This window comes from Halapricum salinum, assembly GCF_004799665.1.
Taxonomy (GTDB): Archaea; Halobacteriota; Halobacteria; order Halobacteriales; family Haloarculaceae; genus Halapricum; species Halapricum salinum.
The window spans coordinates 2,278,999-2,305,061 of sequence record NZ_CP031310.1 but is presented as its reverse complement, the minus strand read 5'-3'; the positions used below and the strand labels follow the sequence as shown (position 1 = coordinate 2,305,061).

The 26,063-nt window shown below is 64.1% G+C and carries 24 protein-coding genes; 7 read left to right on the top strand and 17 right to left on the bottom strand.

Annotation, left to right across the window (positions count from 1 at the left end; translation table 11 throughout):
• Positions 1-218: 218 nt before the first annotated feature.
• Positions 219-1,214, bottom strand: coding sequence for a radical SAM protein (locus DV733_RS11365; RefSeq protein ID WP_049994584.1), 996 nt, complete (start codon positions 1,212-1,214; stop codon positions 219-221).
• A gap of 432 nt (positions 1,215-1,646) precedes the next feature.
• Here DV733_RS11365 and DV733_RS11360 point away from each other — a divergent pair, with 432 nt between their 5' ends.
• Entirely contained in the window at positions 1,647-3,872 is a 2,226-nt protein-coding gene (locus tag DV733_RS11360) for a CDC48 family AAA ATPase (protein WP_049994585.1), read from the top strand.
• 67 nt (positions 3,873-3,939) lie between these two features.
• The gene (locus DV733_RS11355) at positions 3,940-4,305 is read left to right on the top strand and encodes a hypothetical protein (RefSeq protein ID WP_049994586.1); all 366 of its coding nucleotides are present in this window, start codon (positions 3,940-3,942) and stop codon (positions 4,303-4,305) included.
• Here DV733_RS11355 and DV733_RS11350 read toward each other — a convergent pair.
• From DV733_RS11350 to DV733_RS11330, 5 genes are all read right to left on the bottom strand, one after another.
• Complete coding sequence (locus DV733_RS11350) at positions 4,302-5,066, bottom strand: class I SAM-dependent methyltransferase (RefSeq protein WP_049994587.1); 765 nt, start codon at positions 5,064-5,066, stop codon at positions 4,302-4,304. The two genes, DV733_RS11355 and DV733_RS11350, sit on opposite strands and share 4 nt — an antisense overlap.
• 45 nt (positions 5,067-5,111) lie before the next feature.
• Positions 5,112-5,603, bottom strand: a complete 492-nt coding sequence (locus DV733_RS11345) for a GNAT family N-acetyltransferase (protein WP_049994588.1) — start codon at positions 5,601-5,603, stop codon at positions 5,112-5,114.
• Positions 5,604-5,680: 77 nt separating this feature from the next.
• On the bottom strand, positions 5,681-6,127 hold the full coding sequence (gene sufU, locus DV733_RS11340) for a Fe-S cluster assembly sulfur transfer protein SufU (protein ID WP_049994589.1): 447 nt from the start codon (positions 6,125-6,127) through the stop codon (positions 5,681-5,683).
• 155 nt (positions 6,128-6,282) lie between these two features.
• A complete protein-coding gene (locus DV733_RS11335) occupies positions 6,283-6,702 on the bottom strand; it encodes a hypothetical protein (RefSeq protein ID WP_049994590.1) in 420 nt (139 codons plus the stop codon).
• A 64-nt stretch (positions 6,703-6,766) separates the two neighbouring features.
• Positions 6,767-9,022: a hybrid sensor histidine kinase/response regulator gene (locus DV733_RS11330; RefSeq protein ID WP_049994591.1), complete on the bottom strand. Its 2,256-nt coding sequence runs from the start codon at positions 9,020-9,022 to the stop codon at positions 6,767-6,769.
• A gap of 110 nt (positions 9,023-9,132) precedes the next feature.
• Between DV733_RS11330 and glmU the strand changes: the two genes are divergently transcribed.
• Positions 9,133-10,314: a bifunctional sugar-1-phosphate nucleotidylyltransferase/acetyltransferase gene (gene glmU, locus DV733_RS11325; protein WP_049994592.1), complete on the top strand. Its 1,182-nt coding sequence runs from the start codon at positions 9,133-9,135 to the stop codon at positions 10,312-10,314.
• Between the two features lie 105 nt (positions 10,315-10,419).
• Positions 10,420-10,617, top strand: a complete 198-nt coding sequence (locus DV733_RS11320; protein ID WP_049994593.1) for a DUF7576 family protein — start codon at positions 10,420-10,422, stop codon at positions 10,615-10,617.
• Positions 10,618-10,664: 47 nt separating this feature from the next.
• Here DV733_RS11320 and serA read toward each other — a convergent pair whose 3' ends face one another.
• From serA to DV733_RS17735, 3 genes are all read right to left on the bottom strand, one after another.
• A complete protein-coding gene (gene serA / locus DV733_RS11315) occupies positions 10,665-12,233 on the bottom strand; it encodes a phosphoglycerate dehydrogenase (protein ID WP_049994594.1) in 1,569 nt (522 codons plus the stop codon).
• A 122-nt stretch (positions 12,234-12,355) separates the two neighbouring features.
• Entirely contained in the window at positions 12,356-13,531 is a 1,176-nt protein-coding gene (locus DV733_RS11310) for a PAS domain S-box protein (protein ID WP_049994595.1), read from the bottom strand.
• Positions 13,532-13,749: 218 nt separating this feature from the next.
• The gene (locus DV733_RS17735; RefSeq protein ID WP_257217581.1) at positions 13,750-13,872 is read right to left on the bottom strand and encodes a hypothetical protein; all 123 of its coding nucleotides are present in this window, start codon (positions 13,870-13,872) and stop codon (positions 13,750-13,752) included.
• Between the two features lie 124 nt (positions 13,873-13,996).
• Here DV733_RS17735 and DV733_RS11305 point away from each other — a divergent pair, with 124 nt between their 5' ends.
• Both DV733_RS11305 and DV733_RS11300 read left to right on the top strand, forming a co-directional pair.
• Complete coding sequence (locus DV733_RS11305) at positions 13,997-14,839, top strand: TrmB family transcriptional regulator (RefSeq protein ID WP_049994596.1); 843 nt, start codon at positions 13,997-13,999, stop codon at positions 14,837-14,839.
• A 127-nt stretch (positions 14,840-14,966) separates the two neighbouring features.
• Positions 14,967-15,473, top strand: coding sequence for a universal stress protein (locus DV733_RS11300; protein WP_049994597.1), 507 nt, complete (start codon positions 14,967-14,969; stop codon positions 15,471-15,473).
• A 48-nt stretch (positions 15,474-15,521) separates the two neighbouring features.
• Here the strand turns inward: DV733_RS11300 and DV733_RS11295 are convergent, their stop codons facing one another.
• From DV733_RS11295 to DV733_RS11280, 4 genes are all read right to left on the bottom strand, one after another.
• A complete protein-coding gene (locus DV733_RS11295) occupies positions 15,522-16,499 on the bottom strand; it encodes an NAD-dependent epimerase/dehydratase family protein (RefSeq protein WP_049994598.1) in 978 nt (325 codons plus the stop codon).
• Between the two features lie 25 nt (positions 16,500-16,524).
• On the bottom strand, positions 16,525-17,463 hold the full coding sequence (locus DV733_RS11290; protein WP_049994599.1) for an NAD-dependent epimerase/dehydratase family protein: 939 nt from the start codon (positions 17,461-17,463) through the stop codon (positions 16,525-16,527).
• On the bottom strand, positions 17,463-18,641 hold the full coding sequence (locus DV733_RS11285; protein WP_049994600.1) for an NAD-dependent epimerase/dehydratase family protein: 1,179 nt from the start codon (positions 18,639-18,641) through the stop codon (positions 17,463-17,465). Before DV733_RS11285 ends, DV733_RS11290 begins: the two co-directional genes overlap by 1 nt.
• Positions 18,642-18,748: 107 nt before the next feature.
• Positions 18,749-19,612: a bacteriorhodopsin gene (locus DV733_RS11280; protein ID WP_079979493.1), complete on the bottom strand. Its 864-nt coding sequence runs from the start codon at positions 19,610-19,612 to the stop codon at positions 18,749-18,751.
• Positions 19,613-19,828: 216 nt separating this feature from the next.
• Between DV733_RS11280 and DV733_RS11275 the strand changes: the two genes are divergently transcribed.
• Positions 19,829-20,737: an NAD-dependent epimerase/dehydratase family protein gene (locus tag DV733_RS11275; RefSeq protein ID WP_049994602.1), complete on the top strand. Its 909-nt coding sequence runs from the start codon at positions 19,829-19,831 to the stop codon at positions 20,735-20,737.
• A gap of 12 nt (positions 20,738-20,749) precedes the next feature.
• Here DV733_RS11275 and DV733_RS11270 read toward each other — a convergent pair whose 3' ends face one another.
• The 4 genes from DV733_RS11270 to DV733_RS11255 all read right to left on the bottom strand — a co-directional run bounded on the left by DV733_RS11270 (position 20,750) and on the right by DV733_RS11255 (position 26,037).
• A complete protein-coding gene (locus DV733_RS11270; protein ID WP_079979494.1) occupies positions 20,750-21,502 on the bottom strand; it encodes a DUF5518 domain-containing protein in 753 nt (250 codons plus the stop codon).
• Positions 21,503-21,673: 171 nt separating this feature from the next.
• A complete protein-coding gene (locus tag DV733_RS11265) occupies positions 21,674-22,297 on the bottom strand; it encodes a class I SAM-dependent methyltransferase (protein WP_049995332.1) in 624 nt (207 codons plus the stop codon).
• 263 nt (positions 22,298-22,560) lie between these two features.
• The gene (locus tag DV733_RS11260; protein WP_049994603.1) at positions 22,561-23,484 is read right to left on the bottom strand and encodes a winged helix-turn-helix domain-containing protein; all 924 of its coding nucleotides are present in this window, start codon (positions 23,482-23,484) and stop codon (positions 22,561-22,563) included.
• 45 nt (positions 23,485-23,529) lie between these two features.
• On the bottom strand, positions 23,530-26,037 hold the full coding sequence (locus DV733_RS11255) for an efflux RND transporter permease subunit (protein WP_079979553.1): 2,508 nt from the start codon (positions 26,035-26,037) through the stop codon (positions 23,530-23,532).
• Positions 26,038-26,063: the final 26 nt, after the last annotated feature.

The following is a 26,063-nucleotide window of genomic DNA, read 5'->3' as shown; positions in this document are numbered from 1 at the left end:
CGGTGAAACGGCTCACTTCGTTCGCCGTACGTTATGCCACCGGCGTCCGCTCAACGACCGTTCCCTCGACCGTCGGATACTGCTGCAACCACTTTTTCCCGCTTCGGGTATCCTCGGGCCGCCGGCCCTGCGGGTACCACTCGCGGCAAAAACGTGGGGAAAAAGCCGGACCTCGCTCCGCTCGGTCCGGTGAAACGGCTCACTTCGTTCGCCGTACGTTATGCCACCGGCGTCCGCTCTACAACTGTCCCTTCCACGGTCGGGTACTGCTCGACGATCTCCCCGCGTTCCAGATCACCCTCTTCGACCATCTCTTCGAGGAGCCACCAAGCCACCTCGACGTGATTCGATTTCACTGTGTAGAACTCCCCGGGCACGTCCAGCTCCTCGAACAGTTCGGGTTCGGCGGTGGTCTTGCCGTAGACGATGGTCCCGTCGTCGGTGATCTCGTCGAAGGGGCGACGGACGTTGCGGGCCATCCGCTTGAGGCGACGGCGGTGCTGGGCGGCATCCTTGAAGACGCTCGTACAGAAGTAGACTTTCTCGTGGTCGCCCATCACGTCGAGGATTTCCTCGCGGTCGCCGTCGACGGCGCTCATGTGCCCCTCGCGGAGTTCGAAGCCCTCCTCCTGCATCCGGCGGTAGTTGCCGTCGGACATCTCGAACTCGTTGATGTTACAGAAGTCCGCCGCGCCCTCGTCCAGGAAGTCGAGGAACTCCGTCTCGGGGCGGATGCCCGGGATCTCGAACGCCGGGGTCAGACCTTCCTCGCGAGCGATGTAGAGGATCTCTTCCCACTCGGTTCCATGCAGATCGCCCCACTGCTCGTAGGGTGGGTGGAAGCGGATCTCGTCCAGCCCTGCTTCGGCGAGGCGGCGCATGTTCTCGCGGCCGCCCGTGATCCCGGTGTAGAGGTGGGTGTGGTGATCCTCGCCGAACTCCTCTTTGAGGAGGGAGAGGTACCGGCAGGTGCGGTCCATCACTTCCTGGGGTTCGCCGCCGGTGATCGAGGAGCCGAGGGCGTCCATCCGCTTTGCTTCCTCGATGATGTCCTGGTCTTCCTCGACCTTGCGCTCGTTGGCGTAGACGTCGGTGACGTTCTTGCGGTTCTCTCCGAGGGGACAGTAGAAACAGTCCCGCTGGTCACAGTAGCCGTAGACGAAGATGACCATCTTGCCGCCGTTGGCACACTGTTCGCAGCCCTTGGAGATCATCGGTTAGTTACCCTTGTTATCGGGGGCAGCCTCAAAAGTCGTGCGAAAGTGTTCTCGACATCTCTGTGGATCGTTCGCACTACTCTTGCTTGGACTCGGAGGCAGTACCGTGAACAACGACTCGGGAACGCCCTCACCACGCTCGCGGGCGCTCTGTCGGCCCTATCTGAACGAAGTGAGGATATCCGGCAGAGAGACCGTCAGCGAGTCGAGGGCTTTCCTGCGTTGGTGTTCACGGGAAAGTCTCCGGTTCCTAGCCAGCGAGTCGAGGGCGTTCCCGGGCTGTCTGAACCAGAAACAACCCCGAACCGACGAGAGAAGCCGAGCCATGATAACTCCTCACATAAAAGCCCGCCGCCACCACGCTCCGGCCGCCGGTAGCAAAAAGCATATCTCCCGGTATGCCCCAGTCTATCACATCGACGCTCACCTATGAACGAAGTTCAACTAGAGGTCGCGAAAGCCTACCCGAACGACTCGGGCAGAGGCATCGCGCGCCTCGACCCCGACACCCTGTTGCATCTCAAACTCTCCCCCGGTGACATCATCGAGATAGAGGGTGGGGACACGACCGCCGCCAAGGTCTGGCGCGCCGACCGCCAGGACTGGAACACCGACACCGTGCGCATCGACGGCTTCACCCGTCAGAACGCGGACGTCGGGATCGGCGAGCGCGTCACCATCAGAAAGGCAGAAGCAGAGAAGGCAGAGAAACTCGTCCTCGCACCGCCCGAGGAAGCCAGCGTCCAGTTCGGCAGCGACGCCGCGGGCATGGTCAAACGCCAGATCCTCAAGCGACCGGTCGTCGAGCGTGACATCGTCCCCGTGATGTCCTCGACCAACCACCCGTTCATGCGCTCGCCCGGGCAAGCGATCCCGCTCATCGCGGTGGAGACCGAGCCCGACGGCGTCGCGCTCATCACCGAGGACACCGACGTCGAGTTGCGCGAGGAACCCATCTCCGGGTTCGAGAAGACCGGCGGCGGCATCACCTACGAGGACATCGGCGGCCTCCAGAACGAGATTCAACGGGTGCGGGAGATGGTCGAACTGCCGATGAAACACCCCCAGATCTTCAAGAAGCTGGGCATCGAGCCGCCACAGGGGGTCCTGCTGCACGGCCCGCCCGGCACGGGTAAGACCCTCCTTGCGAAGGCGGTGGCCAACGAGACCTCCGCCAGTTTCTTCTCTATCGCCGGCCCGGAGATCATCTCGAAGTACTACGGTGAGTCCGAACAACAGTTACGCGAGATCTTCGAGGACGCGACCGAGGAGTCCCCGTCGATCATCTTCATCGACGAACTGGACTCCATCGCGCCCAAGCGCGAGGACGTCACCGGCGAGGTCGAGCGCCGCGTCGTCGCCCAGTTGCTGACGATGATGGACGGCCTCGAATCCCGGGGCCAGGTCATCGTGATCGCGGCTACGAATCGAGTCGACAGCGTCGACCCTGCCCTGCGTCGACCCGGCCGGTTCGACCGCGAGATCGAAATCGGCGTTCCCGACGAAGTCGGACGGGAGGAGATCCTCCAGATCCACACCCGCGGAATGCCCCTTTCGGACGACGTCGAACTCCCGCGTCTCGCGGACGAGACCCACGGCTTCGTCGGCGCGGACATCGAGTCCCTGACGAAGGAAGCGGCGATGAAAGCCCTCCGCAGGTACTTGCCGGAGATCGATCTGGACGAGGAGGACATCCCGCCGAGTCTGATCGATCGGATGATCATCAAGCGCGAGGACTTCCGCGGCGCACTCAACGAGGTGAGTCCGAGCGCGATGCGCGAAGTCCTCGTCGAGCTGCCGAAGATCTCCTGGGATCACGTCGGTGGCCTCGACGAGGCCAAGAGCCAGGTCAAAGAGAGCGTCGAGTGGCCGATGAATAGTCCAGAAAAGTTCGAGCGCATGGGCGTCGAGCCACCGGCGGGCGTCCTGCTGTACGGCCCGCCCGGGACGGGCAAGACGCTGATGGCCAAAGCTGTCGCCAACGAGACCGACGCCAACTTCATCAGCGTTCGGGGTCCGCAGCTCCTCTCGAAGTGGGTCGGTGAGTCCGAGAAGGCCATCAGGCAGACCTTCCGGAAGGCACGGCAGGTCGCACCCACCGTGATCTTCTTCGACGAACTCGACTCGCTTGCACCGGGACGAGGCGGCGAAGTCGGGAGCAACGTCTCCGAGCGCGTCGTCAATCAGCTCCTGACGGAGATGGACGGCCTCGAAGAGATGGAAGACGTGATGGTCATCGGCGCGACTAACCGCCCGGACATGATCGACCCCGCCCTCATCCGTTCGGGGCGGTTCGACCGCCTGATCAACATCGGCGAGCCGGACGTCGATGGTCGCGAGCAGATCATGAAGATCCACACCGACGACACGCCGCTGGCCCCGGACGTGAGCCTGCGCGAGATCGCCGAGATCACCGAGGGCTACGTCGGGTCGGATCTGGAGTCGATCTCACGGGAAGCGGCCATCGAGGCCCTCCGGGCCGACGACGACGCCGAGGAGGTCGAGATGAAACATTTCCGGTCGGCACTCGAAAGCGTGCGGCCGACGATCACCGACGACATCCGCGACTACTTCGAGAAGATGGAAGACGAGTTCCGCGGCGGCGGCCGCGAGATGGACCGTCAGCGCGGCTCCGGCCGGATCGGATTCCAGTAGACGTCGACGCTTCGTTTTCGCGACCGAAAGGCTCCAGATTCAAGACCCTGCGACCCCCAGCCTGGGTATGCCCAGCGACTCCGATGATCCCGAGCCGGACGCCCCGAGCGATCCCGACGCCGTCGACGACACGCCGACGATCGCCTGCGAGCGCTGTGGCCGCGCGTGGGATCTGGACTACGAACTCGACGAGATGGCCGTCGGGAATCTGGCCGTCGAGCAGTTCGCGCTCGACCACCAGCGCCATACAGGCCACTTTCCGGACGGGATATCGACCTGGCAGGCGGAGTGTCGAAACTGCCCGGAAGAAGTCCAGCGCCTGGAAGAGTCAGCCGCCCGGCGATGGGCCGAGACGCACGCTCGTCACACCCGCCACACGGTAGCGGTGACACACGCCGACGGGGAGACGACGCTGGTCGACGGGCCGGCCTAGTCGAGCACAGCCCGCACCCGAAGTCGCCGGTAGTCCGCAGTCCAATCCTCGCCGTCGTAGTGCGATTCGCGCAGTCGACCCGCCACACCGTCGAGAATCGCCTCGCATTCCTCGTCGGAGACACCCTCGAAGAACGAATCGCCGAACATCTCGATCCAGTTTCGCAGGCCGTCCTCGCCTTCGAGTGTGGTCGGTCGATCGAACAGTCGTACATTCTGGACTTCGAAGCCCGCCTGCTCCAGTCGCGACGCGTACGCGCCGGTCGACGGGAAGTACCACGGGTGCTCGAAGTCGTGGCCGCGAGCTGTGAGTTCGGCTTCGAGCGCGCTCGTGATCGACGCGACGTTGCCGTGGCCGCCCAGCTCCGCGACGAAACGACCATCCGCGGCGAGCGCGTCGGCTACGTGGTCGAGCACCGCATCATGATCAACGCCGGGAATCCAGTGGAGTGCGGCGTTGGAGAAGACGGCCTCCACAGCCGATTCGAGCGTGAATTTGCGGGCGTCGGCCAGTCGAAAGTCGAGGTCGGGATACGTCTCGCGAGCCTGGGCGATCATCTCGGGATCGGCGTCGATTCCGACGGCGTCAGCGCCGCGTTCAGCGATATCGTGAGTGAGATGACCCGTGCCACAGCCCAGGTCGAGGACGCGTTCACCGGGTTGGGGGTCGAGTACCTCGAGCAGGTCGACGCTGCGCTCGTAGACGAAACTGTGACGCTCGTCGTAGTCGTCGGGGTCCCACTGGTTCGCGTCGGCGGTCATAGAAACAGTGGCGTCACCGGGCCTGAAAACCCTGCTGGAGGTGTGTCACTCAGTCACGCGGTCGAACGATTTCCGCATCCGGACACACTCCAGCGTCACGTCGTGGGGCCCGCTGGGTTCGTGTTCGACCAGGCCGAGTCGCTCGTAGGTAGCCTGCTCGTAGAAGCCGACGGCGTTCTTCGAGGCAGTCAGTTCGAGGTAGTCGGCACCACGCTGGCGAGCCGTCCGTTCGAGACAGTCGAGAATCGCTGTCCCGACGCCCACCCGAGCATGGTCGGGATGGACGTACACCGCGTACAGTTCGTTCTCGGATGGCGAGACGTCGCCGAACCCCACGAGTGGTCCGTCGGCGGCTTCGGCGACCACGACGACGTGGCCCGGATCGTCGATCGGATACGACGGGCCGCCCTCAGTGTACGCCCAGGCGTCGACCTGGCCGTCGTCGTACGCGTCGGGACCGAACGCGCGGATCGAGGCGACGTGAAGATCGAGCATCGCGTCGGAATCGCGCTCGGTCGCTTCACGGACAGTGACCATACGAGTGCCTACCGCTCGCTGGACGGTGTTCGTTTCGATAGTGTGAGAAGCGCTCCCGTAGATCGAGAATTGGTCGGCTACTCCTCAGGAACGTCCGGGTCGTCTTCCTCAGTTCGCGTCTTGTCCAGATCCTTCTCGCCGAAGTAGATCTCCGCGCCGTCCTGGGCGACTTTCTCAGCGAGGACTGCACACTTGACTCGCATCGGCGAGATGTCGACGCCGAGCATGTCGATGACGTCGTCGCGATCCAGAGCTTCGAGGTCCTCGACGGACATCCCCTGCAGCTTCTCCGAGAGCATCGACGCCGAGGCCTGGGAGATGGCACAGCCGTCTCCGCGGAAGGCCACGTGCTCGATGGTGTCCTCGTCGTCGTCCAAGACGATGTCCATCTCGATGGTGTCGCCACACATCGGGTTCTCGCCGACGTGGGTGAACGTCGCGTCCTCGATCTCCCCGTAGTTACGCGGGTTCTTGTAGTGATCGAGGATCTGCTGGCGGTACATATCCGAGCCTCCGATACCCATTGTTAGATACGTGTACGCGAGTCGGACCGAAAAGCGTTCCGAGGGAGGTGCTCGCATGGCGGCCCAGACCGAAACCACGTCCGGTTACTGCCCGAGCGTTCGAACCCATATGGCTTTGCCTCTCGGCGTAATTATCGAAAGCGCGATGTGGGATCTCACACGATACCGACGGCGACGAGATACCACGTGCCTTCGTAGCGGACGTACTCGGGACGGTCACTCTCGCCGAAGCCGAACGGATTCGATCGCTCGTCGCTGGGTCGAAACGTGAGGCCCCCGTCCGCATCAAGCGCTCGCAGGAACGTCTCCCGACGGGTCCGAGTCAGGTTCTCGAACCGCGCCGACTCAGCATCCGACAGCGGCGGCGCGACGCTCGCGTCGACCCGCTCGACGGAGACGAACTGGGTCCCGTAGGGGTACTCCATCGTCGTCAGCGTCGGCGCGTCGGTCTGTGTCGGCCCCTCCAGCGTGTCCGTCTCCTCGACTGTGGGCGCCTGTCCGGCGTCCGTCGAAACACAGCCTGCGGTCACGGCAAGTACGACGAGCGCCAGCACCCGGAGGAGGACGGCAGCCATACTAGCCTCGCCCGACATCAGTATCAAATGTTTTCTGGAGAAGGAGTCCGTCGAACGGGGTCACTCACTCGCATCCCACGACATCGACACCGGTGATCTCGAAGCGAACACCGCCGTCGTCGCTCTCGCCGACGGAGATCGTCCAGTCGTGACTCTCGGCAATCTCGGCGACGATCGACAGGCCGTAGCCGGTCCCCGTCTCGTCCGTCGAGAACCCGGGCTCGAAGATTCGATCACGGATCTCCGGGGCGATCCCCGGGCCATCGTCTTCGAGGAAAAAGCCGTCCTCCAGCGGCCCGACCCGGATCGTCACCGACGGATCGTCGGCCGTCGCGGCGTGCTCGACCGAATTCCGGTAGAGATTCTCCAGGAGTTGCTGGACACCGCTGGGGTCGGCCCCGAACGACAGTGTCCCCGCGACGTCGAGGGTTGCGCCGTCGGTCTCGACACTCTGCCAGCACTGCGCTGCGAGCGATTCCAGTTCGATCCGTTCGGTGTCGGTCACGCGGTCACCCTCGCGAGCGAGCGTCAGCAGGTCCTCCAGCAGTTCGTCCATACGCTCGTGCATGGCGGCCACGCGATCGAGGTGCTCGTCGTCGGCTTCCGAGAGGTCGAGGTGACCGCGAGCGACCTCCAGCGGGTTCCTGAGGTCGTGGCTGACGATCGAAGCGAAGCGATCGAGACGGTCGTTCTGGCGCTGGAGACGCTCGGTCTGACGCTCGAGTTCCCGCTCGCGGTCGAGTCGGGTCAGCGCCGTCGCGGTGTGGGTGAGCAACAGCTCCGCCAGTTCCAGGTCGTCCGCGTCGAAGTGGTCGACCTCCGCCGAGATTGCCTGGAAGACGCCGTGCTCGCCCACGGGGACGCTGAGCACGCTCCGGCAGTCGTCTCGATACCTCGCGATGTCGTTCTCGCGGATGTCCGGAGCAGTCGAGGCGCTTCCCTGCTGGAAACACTGCCCCGCGAGTCCTTCGTCGACGGCGAGCGGATCGATCGCGTCGACGTCGAGCCCCTCGGAACTGGCTTCGATCGGGAGTCGGTCGCCCTCCCGGAGCATGATCGCACACTGGTCGAACGCCAGGACGTCGTCCGCGGCCTCGATCGTCCGCTCACAGACCGCCGTCCTGGTGTCACAGTGCTGGAGCGCGGCTGCCACGTCGTGCAGTGCGGTGATCCGCTTGCGATGGCGAGTCCGCGCGCGCTGGCGTTCCTTTCGCTCGGTCGTGTCGGCCACGATCCCGATCACTCGTTCGGGGACGCCCGCCTCGTCGGTCCGGCACTCACCCGTCAGTTGGACCCAGCGCCACCCCGCGACGCTCGGAACGCGGAACTCGACGTCGATCTCGCTGGCGTCGCCGGGATCGACCAGTCGATCGATCGCGTTCACGTCCTCGGGATGGACCTGGTCACGTAGCGTCGACGGCGACAGCGTCGCCCGATCGTCCAACCCGAGAATCGCGGCGGCTGCGCCGTGAAAATTGACGTCCCGGGAGTTGAGATCCCAGTCGACGACGCCGACGCCCGTGACTGCCACTGCGAGCTCGAAGCGCTCGGTGAGTCGCTCCAGTCGTTGCTCGTAGCGTTTGCGCTCGGTGATGTCCTCGGTGAACCCGATCAGTCCGGCGACCGAGCCGTCGTCGCGCCACGGGACCTTCCAGGTCGAGAACCACTTCTCGTACAGCGGCGAGCGCTCCTCGCGGTCGACGACCCGCTCGCCGGTGTCGATCACCTCCAGGTCGTCCTGATAGGTCTCACACTCGCCCGGGGGAACACCGACGACCTCGTAGTCGGGCTTGCCCAGGAGCATGTCCGCGTCGAAGAGCGTGTCGGTCACCCGGATATGCGTTCCCGTCTCGTCTTTGACGTAGAGGTGGATGTGCTCGGGGACCTGTTCGAACAACGAATCGAGGATCGACGACGCCCGCCGATGGTCTCTCCGTTCACGGCGCGTCCTGGCCGCGTCGTGGACTCGTTCGAGGAGTTCCTGCGGCCAGTCCTCCTCGTCACGGTGGACGTAGCCGTCAGCACCGCGGTTGAGTGCGCTGGCCGGCACAGTGGGGTCGGAAACGTCGTCACAGAACACGACCGCGACGTCGTCGTGTTCCGCACGGATCGAGTCGAGCAACGCGACGCCGTCGCGCTCGGGAAGTTGGGCGGCTGTCACCACGCAGTCGAACGTCGACGACGACAGCCGCGAGAGGGCCGCTTGTGCCGTCGAGACGCCCTCGTACTCGAACGCGGTCGCCTCCCGAACGACGGTCGCCGTCTGCTCTCGAACGGCGTCGTCGGAATCGACCTGCAACAGGCGACGCGACTCGCTCATCACGCCTACGTCTCCGCTCGACGCACATTCGTGTTTCCCCCGACCCCGTAGCTTGCCTCGACTGGGGGTTCATCGTCGGAGTTTTGCCCCCTCGCCGTGGCGTGTCTGACATGCAAGCAGTGCTTCTCGCTGCAGGCCAGGGAACCCGTATGCGACCGCTGACCGACTCGCTGCCGAAGCCGATGCTCCCGGTCGCAGACCGGCCCTTGCTGGCCCACACCGCCGACGCAGCCGTCGACGCCGGCGCGGACGAACTGATCGTCGTCGTCGGCTACGAAGCCGACGAAGTACGGGACTACTTCGGGGAGAACTACCGCGGCGTCCCAGTCACCTTCGCCATCCAGGAGTCTCAGGACGGAACGGCCGACGCCGTCCGCGCTGCGGAGGAGTACCTCGACGGCGAATTCGCCGTCCTCAACGGCGACAACCTCTACGACCCCGAATCAATCGAATCGCTCTTCTCCTCGGGGCCGGCGCTGGCGACCTTCCAGGTCGCTGACCCCTCGAACTACGGCGTCATTTCCGTCGAGGGTGAGTTCGTTTCGAGTATCGTCGAGAAGCCGACCGACCCGCCGACTGACCTCGCGAACACGGGTGCGTACGTCTTTCCCGCCGAGACTCGCGAGTGGCTGGACGTCCCCGAGAGCGAGCGCGGCGAGTACGAGATCACCGACGTCGTGGCGCGGGTGATCGACGAGTACGACGTGACGCCCGTCGAACTCGACCGCTGGCTCGACGTCGGTCGGCCCTGGGAACTGCTGGAAGCCAATGAGTGGAAGCTCGGCGACCTCGACCGCCGGATCGACGGCGAGGTCAGCGACGACGCCGACCTCCGGGGCACAGTCGTCGTCGAGGAGGGCGCGACCGTCGAACCGGGCGTCGTGATCGAAGGCCCCGCACTCGTTCGCTCGAGCGCGACCCTCGGCCCGAACGCCTACGTTCGTGGCGCGACCCTCCTCGGGGAAGACACCCACGTGGGCCAGAGCGTCGAACTGAAGAACACAGTCGTGATGGCCGACAGCAACGTCCCACATCTCTCCTACGTGGGCGACAGCGTGCTCGGGCGAGACGTGAACTTCGGCGCGGGGACGAACGTGGCGAACCTGCGTCACGACGGTGGCGACGTGCGGCTCACAGTCAAGGGCGACCGCGTCTCGACGGGGCGACGGAAGTTCGGGGTCGTGGTCGGCGACGGCGTCAAGACCGGGATCAACACGAGCCTGAACGCCGGCGTCACGCTCTCGACCGGGGCGTCGACGACGCCGGGCGAGGTCGTCACGCGGGACAGGTGACACCGCGTCGAAAACATCACGCGAGCTCGTGACGCCTGCCCTGGGAGAGAGCGTCGCGTCGAGAAGGTGGGGTTAAGTATCCGCCAGCCCACGGTTCGATAGAAGATGGTCGATCCGACTTCGGAACTCGGTGAGGACGTCACCGAGGAGGACGCGCCGACGTGTACGATCTGTGGTGACCCGATCGTTCAGGAGGCGACCCATCGGGTCGTCACCTGGATCGAGGACGGAGAGGTGCAGACGGCGCACTTCTGTGACGAGGCGTGTCGCGAGGAGTGGACACATCCCGAGCAGCGCGAGTGAGTGGCCGAGTTTTCCGAGAAATTTCGAGCGCAGTCTGTCGACGGCGATCAGCCGTCCAGATCGATCCGCGTGGCGTCGATGATTCGCTCGTCGGCCAGTAGTTGCTCGATCACGTCGTCGCTGACGGGATCGTCGAGGTTGTACACCGTCAGGGCCTCGCCGTCGATGGACTGGCGAGCGTTGGCCATGCTGGCGATGTTGATGTCGTGCTCGCCGAAGACCCGACCGATGAAGCCGATCACGCCCGGTTCGTCACGGTTGCGCGAGAGCAGCATGTGGCCGTGGGGCTCGGCGTCGACCCGATAGCCGTCGATCTCGACCAGTCGCGGCTCGTCACCGGCGAACAGCGTCCCCGACACCGTGAGGGAGTCGGTGCCGTCGCCGACGGTGATCGAGACCAGGCTCCGGTAGTCTTTGGTCTCGCGGCGGCGGCTCTCGGTGACGTCGATCCCGCGGCGCTCGGCGATCCGGGCGGGGGCGTTGACGACCTGATCCTGCCAGCCGTAGGGTTTGAACACCGCGGCGGTGACGAGGTCGAGGTCCTCGTCGGCGATGGCGCCCGCGTAGGTGATCTCGATCTCCTCGACGCGGCCTTCGAACAGGCGCATCGCGACAGTCGAGGCGGTCTCGGCGACCTCGACGTAGTTGCGGATGCGCGGGTAGGCCGTCGCTTCGACGGACGGGACGTTGATCGCGTTCTTGACCAACTCGCCTTCCAGCGCGTCGATTATCTGCTCGGCAGAGGTGACGGCGACGTTGACCTGGGCGTTTCTGGTCGTGGCGCCCAGATGCGGTGTCGTGACGATATTCTCGACACTCATGAACGGGTGGTCCGCACCCGGCGGCTCCGTGTCGTAGACGTCGACGCCGGCACCCTTGATCTTGCCCGAGTCGACGGCTTCGGCCAGCGCAGGCTCGTTGACGACGCCCCCGCGAGAGGTGTGGATGACGAAGTCACCCTGGAATTTCTCGAGTTCTTCCTCGCCGATGAGGTCGCGGGTCTCCTCGGTCAGGCGAGCCTGGATCGAGAGCATGTCCGCGGTCTCGAGGAGTTCGTCGAGTTCGAGCAAGTCGACGTCCATCTGGTCGGCTCGGTCCTCACCCAGGTAGGGGTCGTAGGCCGCGACGTTCAACCCGAGATTGTCGAAGCGGCGGCCGACCTCCTGGCCGAGCCGTCCGAGGCCGACGATGCCGACGGTCATCCCGCCCAACTCGGTGCGGGTGATGTCGTCTTTGGCCCACTCGCCGTTCTTCAGGCGCTGGTGGGCCTGCGGGACCTGACTCGCGACGGTAAAGGCGAGGCCGATGGTGAGCTCGGCGGCCGCGCGGACGTTGCCGCGTGGCGCGTTGGCGACGATGACGCCGTGATCGGTCGCCGCGGGGATGTCGATGTTGTCTACCCCGATCCCCGCCCGAGAGACGATCTGCAGGTTCTCGGCGGCCTCGAAGACCTCGCGTGTGATCTCTGTGCCTCGGATCAGGAGGCCGTCGACGTCTTCGATCACGTCGATGACGCCCTGCGTGTCGATATCGTAATCGGTCACCACCTCGTAACCGGCGTCGCGCAGTCGCGCGAGACCGGCGTCGGCGATCGGGTCCGTGACCAGTACCTTCATGCTCGGGAGGAATCCACCCACGGATAAATCCCTACCGAAACGTCGCTTGTCTCACGCCCGATCCAGGGGTGGTCGAAACGGTGTCGCCGTGGCTCGGCGAGCACTCGTGCTGGCCACGCCGATCACTGATCGGGGGCGTCCACGTCGTCGATCACGCGCAGTATGGAAAGGTGACGGCCGGGGACGATCTCCCGGGTGGCCGCGAACTCCACGAGACGGCGCTCGCCATCGGCTCGCACCAGCGTGAGACGCCCGTGATCACGATCAGTCTCCTGAAAGGCCGTCCAGTGGCGCTCGAAGTCGTACTCCTCGGGCGTGAACTCGGCGATCGTTCGCCCGAGCAACTCCTCGCGGGGGAGCCCGAAGAGCTCACACGCCGCGCGGTTGGCGTCGACGTACACGCCGTCGTCGTCGGCGATCACCATCGCGTCGAGGGCTTCCTCGAAGACTGCCTGGGAGATGGCGGTCTGTCGTTGTAGTTCTCGCTCACGACCCCTGCGGTCGTCGATGTCCCGAACGTAGACGACGATCCCATCGATCGCGTCGCTGTCGAGCAGGTTCCGACCGCGGACCTCGACCCAGATCCACTCGTCCGCACCGTGGTCGTACCGGAACTCGACTCGTGCTCTGTAGGTCGGATCCTCGATCAGTTTCGTGAGTTCCTGGGCCACGACGCCGACGTCTTCGTCGTGGACGGGATCGAACCCGTCCGTCCCGAGAAGCTCGTCGGGCGTCCGCCCGAGGACGTGTTCGGTGGCCGGAGTCGCATACCGGATCTTCCCCGTCGGGCCGACGACGAGAATCGCGTCGCTCGACTCCTCGACGAGCGTCTTGAATCGCTCACGGGTGAGTTCGACGCGCCGTTGGAACTGGGCGTTGGCGACCGCCTGCTCGATTCGATTGGCCAGGACAGTGTACTGATCGCCCCCCACCTCTTTCTGCAAGTAGTCGGTGACGCCCAGCGAAAACGCGTCGCTGGCGACCTCCTCTGACCCCTGCCCTGTAAAGAGAATAAACGGAAGGTGTGCGTACTGGTCGGGGATGCCTTCGAAGAACTCGAGGCCGTTCTCTCCCGGCATCTGATAATCGCTGACGATGCAATCGACATCGGCCGTCCGGAGACGGTCCAGACCGGCACCAGCGGAGTGTTCCGAGAGGATCGTGAACGCTTCGGACTCGCGCTCCAGGTAGGTCGCCGTCAACGCTGCGAAGTCTCGGTTGTCGTCGACGTGGAGGATTCGGACCGTGCCAGTACTGCCGCCGTTTGTCTCCGTCCACGAACCGAACCCGTCGACCATGAGGCCCTATACCACGGCCGAGAGAATAGGTGTGTCGACCACGTGATCGATATCTAACAGCTCGTGGCTGTCGCGTGGGCCTGCCGCTCGGCAGAGACCGTGTGGGGTTGACGCGAGTCCAGACCGGAGGGGCGCTCATAGTGATTACTGTCGGTCTGTTCCACATCGACCGCCCGGAGTCGGGCGGTCGTAGTGGTAAATCGCTACAGTAATCACTATCAGTCCGCACCGGCTTCGCGCTGCTCACTCAGCGTCTCCCAGATTTCGGTACACCCTGCGCCGTCTTCGAGGTCGTCCAGATGATCGTCTGGATGTGGCTCCGGTTCGTCCATGTTACTCACGATCTTAGTAACACTGTGTACATACTATCGCATAAGTATTGTGGGACGGCTGTCGCGTCAGTTCCGGTGGCGACTCCGGGTGCATGACCAACCTTTTAGGGGGCTACCACTCGACACCACGGTAATGACCGACGACGCCGACGACCTCCTGGCCCGGCTGGACCTCCGGGAGTACGAGACCCAGGCCCTGCGAGAGTTGCTGACGCTCGGCCGCTCGACTGCGCCGAATCTCGCGGAGGCCACGGGAATCCCGCGAGCGCGGATCTACGAGGTGCTTTCTGAACTTGCTGATCGCGGCTTCGTCGAAGTGATCCCCGGGCGTCCGAAGGAGTACCAGGCCAAACACCCCAGCGAGATTCTCGATCGGGCGGTCGAGAACGAGCGCCAGGACTACGAGAGTTTCCGAAGTGACGTCGAGGACCACAGAGAAGAATTCGTCTCGACGCTCGGCCCGGTCTTCGAACGCGCCAGCGAGGACGTCACGCCCACCGAAGACCTCTTTCACGTCGTCGACGTGGGCGATCCCAGCGAGACCGAAACCCGACAACTGTACCACGAGGCCGACGGCGAGATCAGCGTCATGACCAAGAGCTTCGCCTATCTCGACGATATTCGGCCGGCGCTGGAAGACGCCCTCGACCGCGGCGTCGAAATCCGGGTGCTGATGCTCGACCCCGCACTGCTCGAACCCGACAACCGCGAGATCCAGGCCGACATCTACGAGGAGCTCGACTCGAAGTATCCCGGGATCGACGTGCGCTTCAGCAACGAGAAACTCCCGCTTCGGGGCACCCTCGCCGACCCGAGCATGGACTACGAGTCGGGCAAGGCCATTCTGCTGGTCGAGGAAAAAGACATTCCACTGTCGATGCGCCAGGCTGCCGTCACCGAGAACGGCAGTTTCGTCGCCGGGCTCAAACGGCTGTTCGACCTGATCTGGGAGCACGAAAGCGGCGAGGCGTACTGATACTTCCGTCGTGGCACTCGCATTTTTTTGCCGATATTGTGTCGACCACTCTCCTATGGAATAATACATAAATTTAATAACTATTATTTCCCTATATTTAAACACAGCGAGGTCTGGGTGAAATCCAATGTACAGCGACATCCTGTATCCAACCGACGACAGCGAGGGTGCAACGGCGGCCCGGGAGAACGTCCGCGACCTGGCCGAGACGTACGGTGCGACGGTACACGTGATGCACGTCGTCGACACGCCCGAGGGAATGGGTGGTATGGCTGACGATCGCCAGTCCGAGCACGACTCGGCGATGAGCGGCGGCCGCGAAGGTGAGAGTACCGGCATGGCCGGGTCACGAACTCCGAGCGAGGCCGTTCAGCGGGACCTGCTCGAACAGGCAGAACGGATCGTCGAGGAGACGGCCGCGCAGCTGGAGGGTATCGAGACCGAGACCATCGTCGCACGCGGCACGCCACACGAGGCGATCCTCGATCGTGCCGCGGACGGCATCGACATCATCGTAATGGGAACTCACGGACGGACGGGACTGGACCGGTATCTGCTCGGTAGCGTCACCGAAAAGGTCGTCCGACTTTCCGACGTACCGGTCATGACTGTCCGACAGAAGTCGTCCGCCTGATGGGTCGGGGCTCGGATTTTCCGCGCCGGTAGGCCGCCGCCACGTCGCTTATTCTACCCGCCGCTCGAACAGCTCGCGAATCGCGTCCTCGATGGTGTACTGGGTCTCCCAGCCCAGTTTCTCGTGGGCGTCGGTCGTGTCGACTTCGAACTCCTCGACGAGCGTCTCCTCGCCGGCGCGCGGGTTCTCGACCAGTTCGACGTCGACGTCGATGCCGTACTCCGTCGCGATCGACTGCACGCGCTCGGCGACGGTCATCACGCTGGGATCCTGCTCGCTGGCGATGGCGTACTTCTCGGTCCCCGTTTCTCCCGCGTCGAGTTGCGCCTGCAGGCGTTCGGCGCTGCGGACGTACAGCCGCGCGACGTCTTTGACGTGGAGGTAGTTGCGGGCCTGACTGCCGGGCTCGTACACAGTGAGCGGTTCGCCGGCCATCGCCCGCCCGAGGAAGAAGTTGATGACTGTGCCTTTCGAGACGACTTTCTCGCCGACGAGGTGGTCGCCGTAGAGGTTGGACTTCATGAACTGGTGGGCGGGGAAGGCACCGTCTGCGTACTCGTCGACGAGGCGCTCGCCGATGACCTTCGTCCGGCCGTACCAGTTCATCGGGTCGCGCGGCTGGTCGATCGTGATCGGGAATTCGTCTGGATCGCCCAGCACGGCCATGCTGAACGGGAACGCCATCGCCGCACCCGTCTTCCGACAGAACCACGCGACGTTGGCGGTCCCGCCGACGTTCACGGCCTGAGCGAGGTCGGCATTCTCGTTGCAGTCGTCGACGCCGCTGATCGCAGCCAGGTGGAGGACGACGTCCGCGCCCGAGAGGGCGTCTTCGAGGCGATCGCGCTCGCGGATGTCGACGTGCTCGATTGCGACGTCGCCGACCTGGCGGACGTCCCCGCGATAGAAGTTGTCCAGTGCGGTAACGTCCCAGTCGGGATGCACTGTTCGAAGGCGATCGATGACCCGGCTGCCGATGTAGCCGGCACCGCCGGTCACGGCGACGTGGAAGTCGTCTGCTGTCATACTCGCTCCTGTGTCCTCGAGTGGGTCATGCTTGTCGTTCTGTCAGCGTGTTCGCGAGGTCGCGAATCCCGTCGCGAAGGGTCCACTCCGTCTCGAAGCCCGTCTCGGCCACGCGGTCGAAGTTGACGTGATAGGAGGGTCCGGGGTGTTCGTCTTCGAGGTAGGTGATGTCGACGTCACCGACTTCTTCGCTGACGACCTCGGCGATCTCGCTGATTCGATAGTTCGATTCGTTGCTCCCGACGTTGTAGACCGGGTGGGTCCACTCGCCGGGGTTGCAGGCCGCGTCTTTGAACGCTTGGGCGGCATCGCGGACGTGGACGAACGGCCGCCAGTTCGTCCCGTCGCCGTACACCGTCAGGGGACGGTTCGTCAGCGCGCGGAAGACGAACAGATTGACGACGAGATTGAACCGCACGCCCGGAGAATAGCCGAAGTTCGTCGCCATCCGGAGGGCCGTCCCGTCGAAGCTGCCGTCTTCGACGTGGGCGACCAGGTCACGCTCGGATTCGACCTTGGTCTCGGCGTAGGGGTTCAGCGGCTCCATCTCCGTCTCCTCGTCGATATCGGTGCTCGTGGTTCGGCCGTAGTTGTTACACGAGGAGGCGAAGACGACGTTTTCGATGCCGAGCTTCTGGGCCGCGGTGAAGACGTTGGTCGAGCCGTCGCGGTTGACCGCGAACGTCTCCTCGCGGCGGTCGTGCGTGCTCGACGCCCCGGTGATCGCGGCGAGGTGGATCACCGTGTCCGCGCCGCGCATCGCGCTCTCGACGTCGCCGTACTCCCGGACGTCGCCCCGCCGGAACGCGAGGTCCTCGCCGAGTTCGGCTTCCAGCAGATTTCGGGGTGAGCCACTCTCCAGGGAGTCCAGCACGGTTATCTCCTCGACCCCCTCCTCGTCCTGGAGCAGGGGCAGGAGGGCGCTCCCGATGTACCCGCAGCCGCCGGTGACCAGGACGTCCATTATTCCTCGTCGGGTTCGAGAACGCCTGGCAGGAACCGGTCCTCACGGGCCTCGATCCGGTCAGCATAGTCAGTGAGACTCTCGAAGACGTCGGTGATACCTTCCTCGAAGGTGGTCGACTGGCCGCCGATGAGGTCGGCGTAACGGTCGTTCTCGATCTCCATCTTGTGGGTTTCGTCCTCGTCGCGGGGGTTCTCGAAGTGTTCGACTTCCACGTCCAGGTCATACTCGTTGGCCACGTCGGCGATGGTGTTGCCCATCTCGACGATAGAGATAGCGCGCGTGACCTGGTTGTAGACGACGTGCTCGGCGGGTCGGTCGTCGGGGTCCATCGTCGCCAACTGGGCGAGGCCCTCGACGGCGTCCTCCAGAGCGATGAACGGTTTGCGCTGTTCGCCCTTGCCGTACACAGTCACGGGATAGCCCGCGACGGCCTGGGCGGCGAAGCGGTGGGCGACGACACCGAAGTAGTAGTCGAAGTCGAAGCGGGTCTTGAGTCGGGGGTCCGCGCGGGTTTCGTCGACTTCGGTCCCGTAGGTGATGGCGGTGCGCACGTCCGAGATGGGGATGTCGAACTGCGAGTTCGCCAGCCGCAGGTTCGCCGCGTCGTGGCTCTTTGTGAGGTGGTACCACGAACCGGCCATCGCCGGGAAGGGAACGTCGTCTTCCTCGCCCTGGTTCTCCATCGTCGCGCCACCCTCGGGGATGGGGAACTCGGGCGCGCCGTAGACCCCGGTGGTGGTGGTCTCGACGAAGTGGGTGTCGGTCATGTCGTGTTCTTCGAGCCCCCACAGGAGGTTGCGCGTGGCCTGGAGGTTGTTGTGCTGGGTGTAGTTGGCCCGCTCGCCGTTGATCTGGCTGTAGGGCGCGGAGGGCTGGGCCGCCGTGTGGATGATCGTCTCCGGCTCGTGGACTTCCAGCAGCTGGTCGACGAAGGCCTTCTCGGTGAGGTCGCCCTCGACGAACGAGAGGTTCGTGATGCCGTGGACCTCCTCGGCCGCTTCGATGCGCTCGTCGATCGAGGCGATCGGCACCGCACTGACCGAGCCGACCTCCTCGACCCACTCGCGCCGGGCGAAGTTGTCCACGAGGACGACGCGGTCGTCGGTTCGGGTAGCGATTCGCAGTGCGGCGGGCCAGCCGAGGTAGCCGTCGCCGCCAGTGATCAGGATCGACATCTGTGTTACTCACTTTCTGAGTAACGAGTATAAGTCTTTTCGTCGGGCCCGAGGCGATCCTCTCTTGATGGACCATCGACGGCACAAAAACGGTGAGAGCGGAGCGATCAGTCGTCTGCGAGTGTGCTGTCCGCGCTCGTGCCGCGGCCGGTCCCAGCACTGATCGTCTCGACGTTGTTGATGACGTACCGGATCACGAGGAAGGAGAAGAGGTACTTCGCGATGATGTCGAAGGCGCTGTATCCCCAGGAAGTGATCCCGACGGACTCGATGACGGCCAGTCCCTCGTTACCGAGGCCCCACCAGATCGTGTAGCCGAACCACAGCACCACCGTCAGGATCTTCAGCGTGTTGAAGACGTCTGCTGTACCGGCCTCTCTGGCGTCCTCGGGCCACTCGAACAGCAGGATGTAGACGACGACCAGAAAGAAGGCGACGCTGAGTGCGTACCATGCCCATCGCATCGAGTACGAGGACGTGGTCCGCGCGGCGGCCAGGCCCGTGAGCATGATACCGACGTCGAAGAAGATGGCGGTGAAGATCTTCGTGCGGTTCGAGCCCGCGATCAGTCCGAGCGCGAGCAGGATCAGGGGCGTCGAGAACGCCCACGTCAGATACCGACCCCAGAGGCTGACGGTCCCGTCGACGGTCTCACCGTTGTGAGCGAGTTCTGTCGTCGCATCGGCCAGGGCGTGGCCGCTGGGCATCTCGAGGATGCTTACCGTCAACCCCGAGGCCAGCCCCATGTAACTGGCAATCGAGACTGCCGAGACCCCCATCACCGAGACGACGATCAGCTTCGCCCGCGGATCGATGACGTCGCGCGCCATGTACGCGAACAACAGCAACGTCAGCCCTGCGAGAGCGATGTTGGCGTAGATCGAACTCCCCAGCAGCGGATCGTTCAGCACGTGTTCGAACATGTCTTTCTGTGACGCCTGCATGACGACTGCGGGTACAATCTGTGACATGGTACCAAATGATAACAACGGCTTCCACGGGTATACCGAATTGCCCAAACTCTTTGGGGCCAGTTCAGACTGATTGATATTTTCTCGTACTGCCTGTGAACTTCGTGTCCGTGGCTGGCCCAGCCCCTCGATCACGAGAGACGAACGTCGGACACCTTGCGACGCTTCGCAGCGTCGACAGAGAGGTTTTTTGCTCGTCCCGTGCGAGAGAGACCTATGGTCGAACTCACCGGACAACGCGTGCTCGTCACGGGCGGCGCGGGTTTCATCGGCAGCCACATCGCCGACGTACTGGTCGCAGACAACGATGTCGTGGTGCTGGACGACCTCTCCTCGGGCGAGCGCGAGAACGTTCCCGAGGAAGCGACGCTAATCGAGGGCGACGTGCGCAATCTCGCGGATCTCGCACAGGCTGGTGACGTGGACGTGATCTTCCACGAGGCCGCCGTGGTCAGCGTCGCCAAGTCCGTCGAGAACCCGGCCGGCTGTCACGACGTGACGACCGACGGGACCATCCGAGTCCTGGAGTTCGCCCGTCAGCAGGACGCCCGCATCGTGACGGCCTCGAGTGCCGCAATCTACGGCGATCCCGAGACGCTCCCCGTCGGCGAGGACGTACCGATGCGACCCAGTTCACCCTACGGCGTCGACAAGCTCACCGTCGACCACTACACGCGGCTGTACGCCGACCTCTACGACCTCCCCACTGTGGCCCTGCGCTACTTCAACGTCTACGGGCCGCGCCAGTCCGCGGGCGATTACAGCGGTGCCGTGAGCGTCTTCCGTCGGCAGGCACAGCAAGGAGAGCCACTGACTGTGCACGGCGACGGTTCCCAGACGCGGGACTTCGTCCACGTCGAGGACGTGGTTCGAGCGAATCTCGCAGCCGCGACAACGGACGCTGTCGGTGAGGCCTACAATGTCGGGACAGGCGCGGAGACGAGCGTGCTGGAACTGGCCGAAACTATTCGAAGCGTGGCCGGTAGTGAGAGCGATATCGTCCACGAAGACCCGCGCGATGGTGATATCGAGCGGAGTGTCGCGGACATCTCGAAGGCTCGGGGACGACTCGGCTACGAGCCATCGGTGGATCTGGAAACGGGGCTGGGAACGTTGATCAGATAAATAGCTGGACGATCACTCTGTTTCGGCCAGCCGACCACCTGCGAAGCCACCCAGCGCCCCGAGCCCGGCACCGTAGGCACTGAGCACCAGGAGTCCGAAGAACATCCCCGCGACGACAACGAAACCGAGGCCGGCTTCCTGGATCGTGGCGAACCCAGAATACAGGCCGACAGTGACGAAGCCCAGAATGACCAGTGCCGGGACCATCGCCAGGAATCCCGACAGAGCACCCACACTCACCGGTCGTCCCGACGCGGGCTGTTCGAGATAGCCTGCCAGGCCGCCGCCGAGCACTGGCGAGAAGGGGACGAACGAGAGCACCGACGTCGTGACTGCACCGAGAACGGCCGACGATCGATACGTGCCGACGCTATCCTCGTCCCCGGCCTTTTGATGGGCACGATGGCGGAACACGACGTATCCGATCGCGAACAGGACGAGCCCGATGCCCGTGACGAGGAGACCGATCCCAGTCCAGTTCACGACTTCCAGTGAAAAATCGAGCATCTCTGCTTCTGTGAGATCGCGTTGCAAGACCACGATCGTGATCTCCCCAGCCTCGATGTCTTCGGCCAGCAGGTCTCGGTCGACGACGAAGGCCACGGCAGTGCCACCGACGACCAGTGCCATCCCACCGAGTGCGATCGCCACCCCGACGAGCCAATCGACGTACTCCGGCAACGGTCGAGCGAACGTGAGGTCGTCTCGCGGCTCACTGGTCGCGCTGTCCTGCTCGCCGCCGCTCGCAGTGTCAGTCGTCTCCATACCTGGTAGTACAACGGCCGCTGCCTTAGTTATATTCTAAACTACATTTGGGGAGACGGGTGGGGCTCCGCGTCGGTCGCGAGGTCGGTATCGTGACTGGCCTCCCAGATTCAGGGCCCGTATCGAAGTCAGAGTCCAACGGGATTGGTGCGACGCGACCAGCGGATTCGATCATCGATCGTCACCGCTGGCTGGGTCGATTTCGAACGTCGTGATGATTCCGAACAGTCCTGTGGTCGTGTCTGTGACCGACATGTCGGCCGCTGCGACGATCTCACGGGGTTGCTGGGTCCAGCGACAGCCCGCCTTCTCGTAATGGGCGTCGGCACGCCACTCCTGATAACGCGCGAGCAGGCCGACGTCGCTGCGGCCGTGTTCGACCAGCCGGATCGTCCCCCCGGGCTTGCAGACGCGTTCCATCTCCCGGAGTGCAGCCACGGGATCCGGGAACGTACAGGTCGAAAGCGCCGAGATTACCGCATCGAAGCTGTCGTCGGGGAACTCGATATTCTGGGCGTCCATCTGTCGAAGTTCACCGTCTATCGAACGCTGGTCGAGTCGTTCTTCGGCGTTTGCCAGCATCTCCGGGCTGATGTCGATGCCGACGAGATCGACCGTGTCGGGGAGATATCGGAAGTTCGGCCCCGTCCCACAGGCGACGTCGAGCACTCTACCAGTCACGTCCGCGAAGCGTTCACGACGATACCGACCAGTAACGAGGCGGTCGACTGCTTCGAACCGACGGATACGGTCTGCATATCTGGCGTAGGCTTCCTGGATGTCTGCGGTGGACATCGGTCGATCTCGTTGCTGTGAAGCACGCTGTTCGTCGGTCTGGTGTCCGGGAGTGTCGGTCGAATTCATCGTGGCTGCTCTCTCTCGTTCGATCGGTAGACTGCGACCCGCATAAGTATTATCGAACTATTGATATATTTTCGAGATCGTTTCAAAATCTCGATTGAGCGATGCAGGCAGATCGGCGGGTAGAGTCGGCAAATAGAGATATTTCGGCCTGGAGATAGCCACGTTCACTCAACAGCGGTTTTGAAACGATTCTATCACGATCGCCGGTCGCCCTGGTTTCGTCGGCGCACGCGTTCGGTCTGAACGACCGTCGCGTCGTCGTCGAGAAACAGCCGAAGTGATGCAGACTCGGTCTCGAACGCGACGCAAAATTCTGCCGGCTCGTTCTCGATACGCTCGGACGTCCACCTGCCGTCCTGAAGGTGCTGATGGAGTTCCCAGATACCGGTTCCCATGACGTCTATCCCGTGCTCCCAGAGGAAGGTCATCGCTTCCGGATGATAGGCAGCGGCATACGGTAGCGGGATGCTCAAAAACCGAAGACACGTTCGGCACACGCTGATCGTCCCGAACGACGCGGAGACGGCATCGGGGACGGAGGCGTCGGCCGTATCGATAATCTCGGTTTCCATGCGGCCGCCACAGTCCGGGCAGACACCCTGGCGCATCTTGAAGAAGTCACCCGCCTGCTCCCAGATGACCGATTCGAGCAGGGCCGCTCCCGAGCGTGACCGAGCCTGTGCCGGCCGGACCCGATAGGAGAACGCCGGCTGTTCGCACGCCGAACAGCGGATGAAGAAGTACTGCTCGTGCAGGCTCGCTTCGAGGGCTTGCTCACCGCAGTAGAGACAACTGCCGTCAGTCTCGATCGTTCCGATATCCGGCGGCGCCCGAAAGTTTTCGGCGAGGACGAACCGCACGAGCTGTTCGCCAGCGTGTGTGAACGCGTAGCCGTCCTCGTGTTTCCTGAGAAACGTTCCCGTGAGTTCGCTGAGGTGATACGAGAGTTTCGACGTGTTGTCGACGTCCACCCGCTCGTAGATGTCCGAAAACGACAGCGCGGCGATGCCCGACTCCAGCTCCTCGTGCTGTGCAATCGCGACAGTCTTGAGGATGTCCAGCCGAATCTCGTCGGCCAGCAACCGAAAGACGTCGTCGGCCGTCCGATCGGTCCCCATACGCATGGGGGCGCGGCCAGGATATTGAAACTACGGCCGCTACGATCAGTCGTCAGACCGGGCGGCAGCGACCGTCGTCGGCTGCGCCGTCGTCCTCACGGCCGAGGTGTGACGCGCCCAGAGCACGAGCAGGCTCGGCAGGACGACGACGCTCACCAGGAAGGAGGTGACGAGTGTCAGGACGACCAGGATTCCGAAGCTCTGGAGCTGGGGGTGAGGGTGCAACAGCAGGGCGACGAACGCACCGGCCGAGGTGAGCGTGCTTCCGAGTAGCGCACCACCCGTCCCGGTCACCGCAACCCGGAGAGCGTCGACTGGCTCTCGTCCGCGGTCGAGTTCCTGGGCGAAGCGGTCGCTGATGTGGATGTTGTAGTCGATACCGAGTCCGACGACCAGGCTCATCAACAGTGCCGTCACCAGCGTGAGCGGCACGTCGAGGAGGTACATCCCGCCGACGACCAGCCCCGTGACCATCAGGATGGGCACGACCGTCGTTACGCCCAGCGTCGCGCTGTCGTGGACGCGCCGGAAGATGAGTACCAGTCCGACGAACACCGCCGCCAGGGCGAGCACGAGCACGCGGATGATCCCGTCGGTGACGACGTCGAGCTGGGAGTCCAACACGGCGGCCTGACTGACAGCGGTCGCCTGAAGGTCCCTGCCACGGTCCTCGATGGCCGTCGCAGCCGCACGGACCTCGTCGATGCGATCGTCAGTCATGCCGGCGCTCTCGGCGGGCCCGATAACTCGCAGTGAGCGGTACTCGCCGTCGGTCCGCTCGACGACCTGGCGTGCCTCCTCGGGTGCGACCTCGTAGAGGCGGTTGTACACGGTCGCGAGATCGGTATCGGGAATCCCGTCGCCGTCGGTGTCGGCCGCGGCGACTGTCTCGGCGAACCCGTCGTGCGTTGCAGCGACGGACTGAATCACCGTCACCGGCGATCTCAGCGACTCCCGAGAGCGCGAATCGGTGAACACGGATCGGTCCGTGGCCGCTGCGATCGCGTCGAGACTCCCGTCAGTGGTCACCTCGCCTTCGACGAGAAGCTGGAACCGCTGGCTCGCGTCGGTGGCGACGGCACTGTAGGCTCCCTGGACGTACCGGCTGTGCTGGGAGTACGCCGGCTGGTCCCAGCCCATCGGCTCGGGGAGGTCCTGTTTCCACTCGGCTGCTGGCTCGCTCTGTTGCTGAAAGCTCTCCTGGTCGAGGGCCGTCCAGGTCACCGCACCGCCGGCACTCGCGAGGAGTGCAACGACCACGATCACGGGTGCGGCTTTCCGTGCGAGAGTGACACTGCTCGAAAGCAGCGGCCGCAGGAACGACCCGCTACCGAGCGGCGCGTTTCGTCTGTCGAAGCCGACGCGTTCGAGCAGACCGTCGATGCTGATCTTCAGTGCTGGGACCAGCGTCACGAAGATCACGAACGCAGCGATCACGCCGAGCGTGATGCCGATGCCGAGATCCCGGATGGACCCGACGGGATTGGCGACGTTCGAGAGGAAGCCGATCGCCGCGGTCACGGTGACGAGTCCGAGCGCGAGCGCGACGCCGCGCATCGACCGAGCCATCGGGGCGCGAATCGTCTCCTCACTGCCTCGCTCCTCTCGGTAGCGCGTGAAGACGTGGAAGCCGAAGTCGATACTCAACCCGGCGATCAACACGGGCCCGATGATCATCGTCATGCCCGCGCTCACGCCGAGCCACCCGAGGATGCCGAACATCCAGACGATCGAGACGCCGACGCCGATCATCCCCACGATGACGTCGACGACGTCGCGGTAGGCGAACGCGAGGATGCCGAGGATCGACACGAGTGCGAACGGAACGACGAGTTCCATCGTGTTCGCGTTCAGCTGCTGGCTTCCCGCTGCTCTGGCGTGCTCACCGAGCGTGAAGAACCCCTCGCGCTCGCTCGCCGCCTCGTAGAGGGCGCGCTGGGCAGCGCTCGGTGGCTGGCCATCCTCGCCGGCCGTGAACTCGAACAGCATCCGGTGACTCTCGGCGTGAGCGGTCCCCGGCTCGTAACTCCGCGGGAGCAGCGCCAGTGCTTCCGAATCCGCAGTCAGCGTCGAGCGCACGGCCGAGGCGACCTCCGAGTCGGTCGCTGCGTCGAGTGCCGTGATTTGCTCGTCGAGCGTCGCGTCCGGTGTCTCGGCTATGCGACTCGCGACGAGGTTCGCGACGCTCGTCGGCTGATCGGTCTGTATCTCACTCGCGACGGCATCCGCATCGAGCACCGCCTGCTGGTAGTGCAACGCCCCGAGTAGCGCGTCTTTCGAGAGCGCGTTTCCAGACGCCGGCTGGACGTACACCATCGCCGGTGCGCTCTGTTGTTCACCGTCTTGTGTACTGTACTGCTCGCTGACGTAGTCGGCCTTCTCTGCGACCGTCGTCTCCGGGAACATGTCGGTCGTACCCCCCGCCTGACTCCCGCTGTCCAGCTGTGCCATCCCGCCAAACATTCCGGCAGTGAGAAGCACCATCACCAGGAGCACGAGTCGGCTGTGCCCGGTTACGCCACCGACGAACCGTTCGATTGCATCTTCGCTCATTGTCTCTCCACCGACACCTTCCTCGC

Bases quoted from the DNA above. Each gene is read 5' to 3' on its own strand.
- DV733_RS11365 (WP_049994584.1), bottom strand. From the start codon at position 1,214: ATGATCTCCAAGGGCTGCGAACAGTGTGCCAACGGCGGCAAGATGGTC.
- DV733_RS11360 (WP_049994585.1), top strand. From the start codon at position 1,647: ATGAACGAAGTTCAACTAGAGGTCGCGAAAGCCTACCCGAACGACTCG.
- DV733_RS11355 (WP_049994586.1), top strand. From the start codon at position 3,940: ATGCCCAGCGACTCCGATGATCCCGAGCCGGACGCCCCGAGCGATCCC.
- DV733_RS11350 (WP_049994587.1), bottom strand. From the start codon at position 5,066: ATGACCGCCGACGCGAACCAGTGGGACCCCGACGACTACGACGAGCGT.
- DV733_RS11345 (WP_049994588.1), bottom strand. From the start codon at position 5,603: ATGGTCACTGTCCGTGAAGCGACCGAGCGCGATTCCGACGCGATGCTC.
- sufU (WP_049994589.1), bottom strand. From the start codon at position 6,127: ATGGGTATCGGAGGCTCGGATATGTACCGCCAGCAGATCCTCGATCAC.
- DV733_RS11335 (WP_049994590.1), bottom strand. From the start codon at position 6,702: ATGGCTGCCGTCCTCCTCCGGGTGCTGGCGCTCGTCGTACTTGCCGTG.
- DV733_RS11330 (WP_049994591.1), bottom strand. From the start codon at position 9,022: ATGAGCGAGTCGCGTCGCCTGTTGCAGGTCGATTCCGACGACGCCGTT.
- glmU (WP_049994592.1), top strand. From the start codon at position 9,133: ATGCAAGCAGTGCTTCTCGCTGCAGGCCAGGGAACCCGTATGCGACCG.
- DV733_RS11320 (WP_049994593.1), top strand. From the start codon at position 10,420: ATGGTCGATCCGACTTCGGAACTCGGTGAGGACGTCACCGAGGAGGAC.
- serA (WP_049994594.1), bottom strand. From the start codon at position 12,233: ATGAAGGTACTGGTCACGGACCCGATCGCCGACGCCGGTCTCGCGCGA.
- DV733_RS11310 (WP_049994595.1), bottom strand. From the start codon at position 13,531: ATGGTCGACGGGTTCGGTTCGTGGACGGAGACAAACGGCGGCAGTACT.
- DV733_RS11305 (WP_049994596.1), top strand. From the start codon at position 13,997: ATGACCGACGACGCCGACGACCTCCTGGCCCGGCTGGACCTCCGGGAG.
- DV733_RS11300 (WP_049994597.1), top strand. From the start codon at position 14,967: ATGTACAGCGACATCCTGTATCCAACCGACGACAGCGAGGGTGCAACG.
- DV733_RS11295 (WP_049994598.1), bottom strand. From the start codon at position 16,499: ATGACAGCAGACGACTTCCACGTCGCCGTGACCGGCGGTGCCGGCTAC.
- DV733_RS11290 (WP_049994599.1), bottom strand. From the start codon at position 17,463: ATGGACGTCCTGGTCACCGGCGGCTGCGGGTACATCGGGAGCGCCCTC.
- DV733_RS11285 (WP_049994600.1), bottom strand. From the start codon at position 18,641: ATGTCGATCCTGATCACTGGCGGCGACGGCTACCTCGGCTGGCCCGCC.
- DV733_RS11280 (WP_079979493.1), bottom strand. From the start codon at position 19,612: ATGTCACAGATTGTACCCGCAGTCGTCATGCAGGCGTCACAGAAAGAC.
- DV733_RS11275 (WP_049994602.1), top strand. From the start codon at position 19,829: ATGGTCGAACTCACCGGACAACGCGTGCTCGTCACGGGCGGCGCGGGT.
- DV733_RS11270 (WP_079979494.1), bottom strand. From the start codon at position 21,502: ATGGAGACGACTGACACTGCGAGCGGCGGCGAGCAGGACAGCGCGACC.
- DV733_RS11265 (WP_049995332.1), bottom strand. From the start codon at position 22,297: ATGTCCACCGCAGACATCCAGGAAGCCTACGCCAGATATGCAGACCGT.
- DV733_RS11260 (WP_049994603.1), bottom strand. From the start codon at position 23,484: ATGGGGACCGATCGGACGGCCGACGACGTCTTTCGGTTGCTGGCCGAC.
- DV733_RS11255 (WP_079979553.1), bottom strand. From the start codon at position 26,037: ATGAGCGAAGATGCAATCGAACGGTTCGTCGGTGGCGTAACCGGGCAC.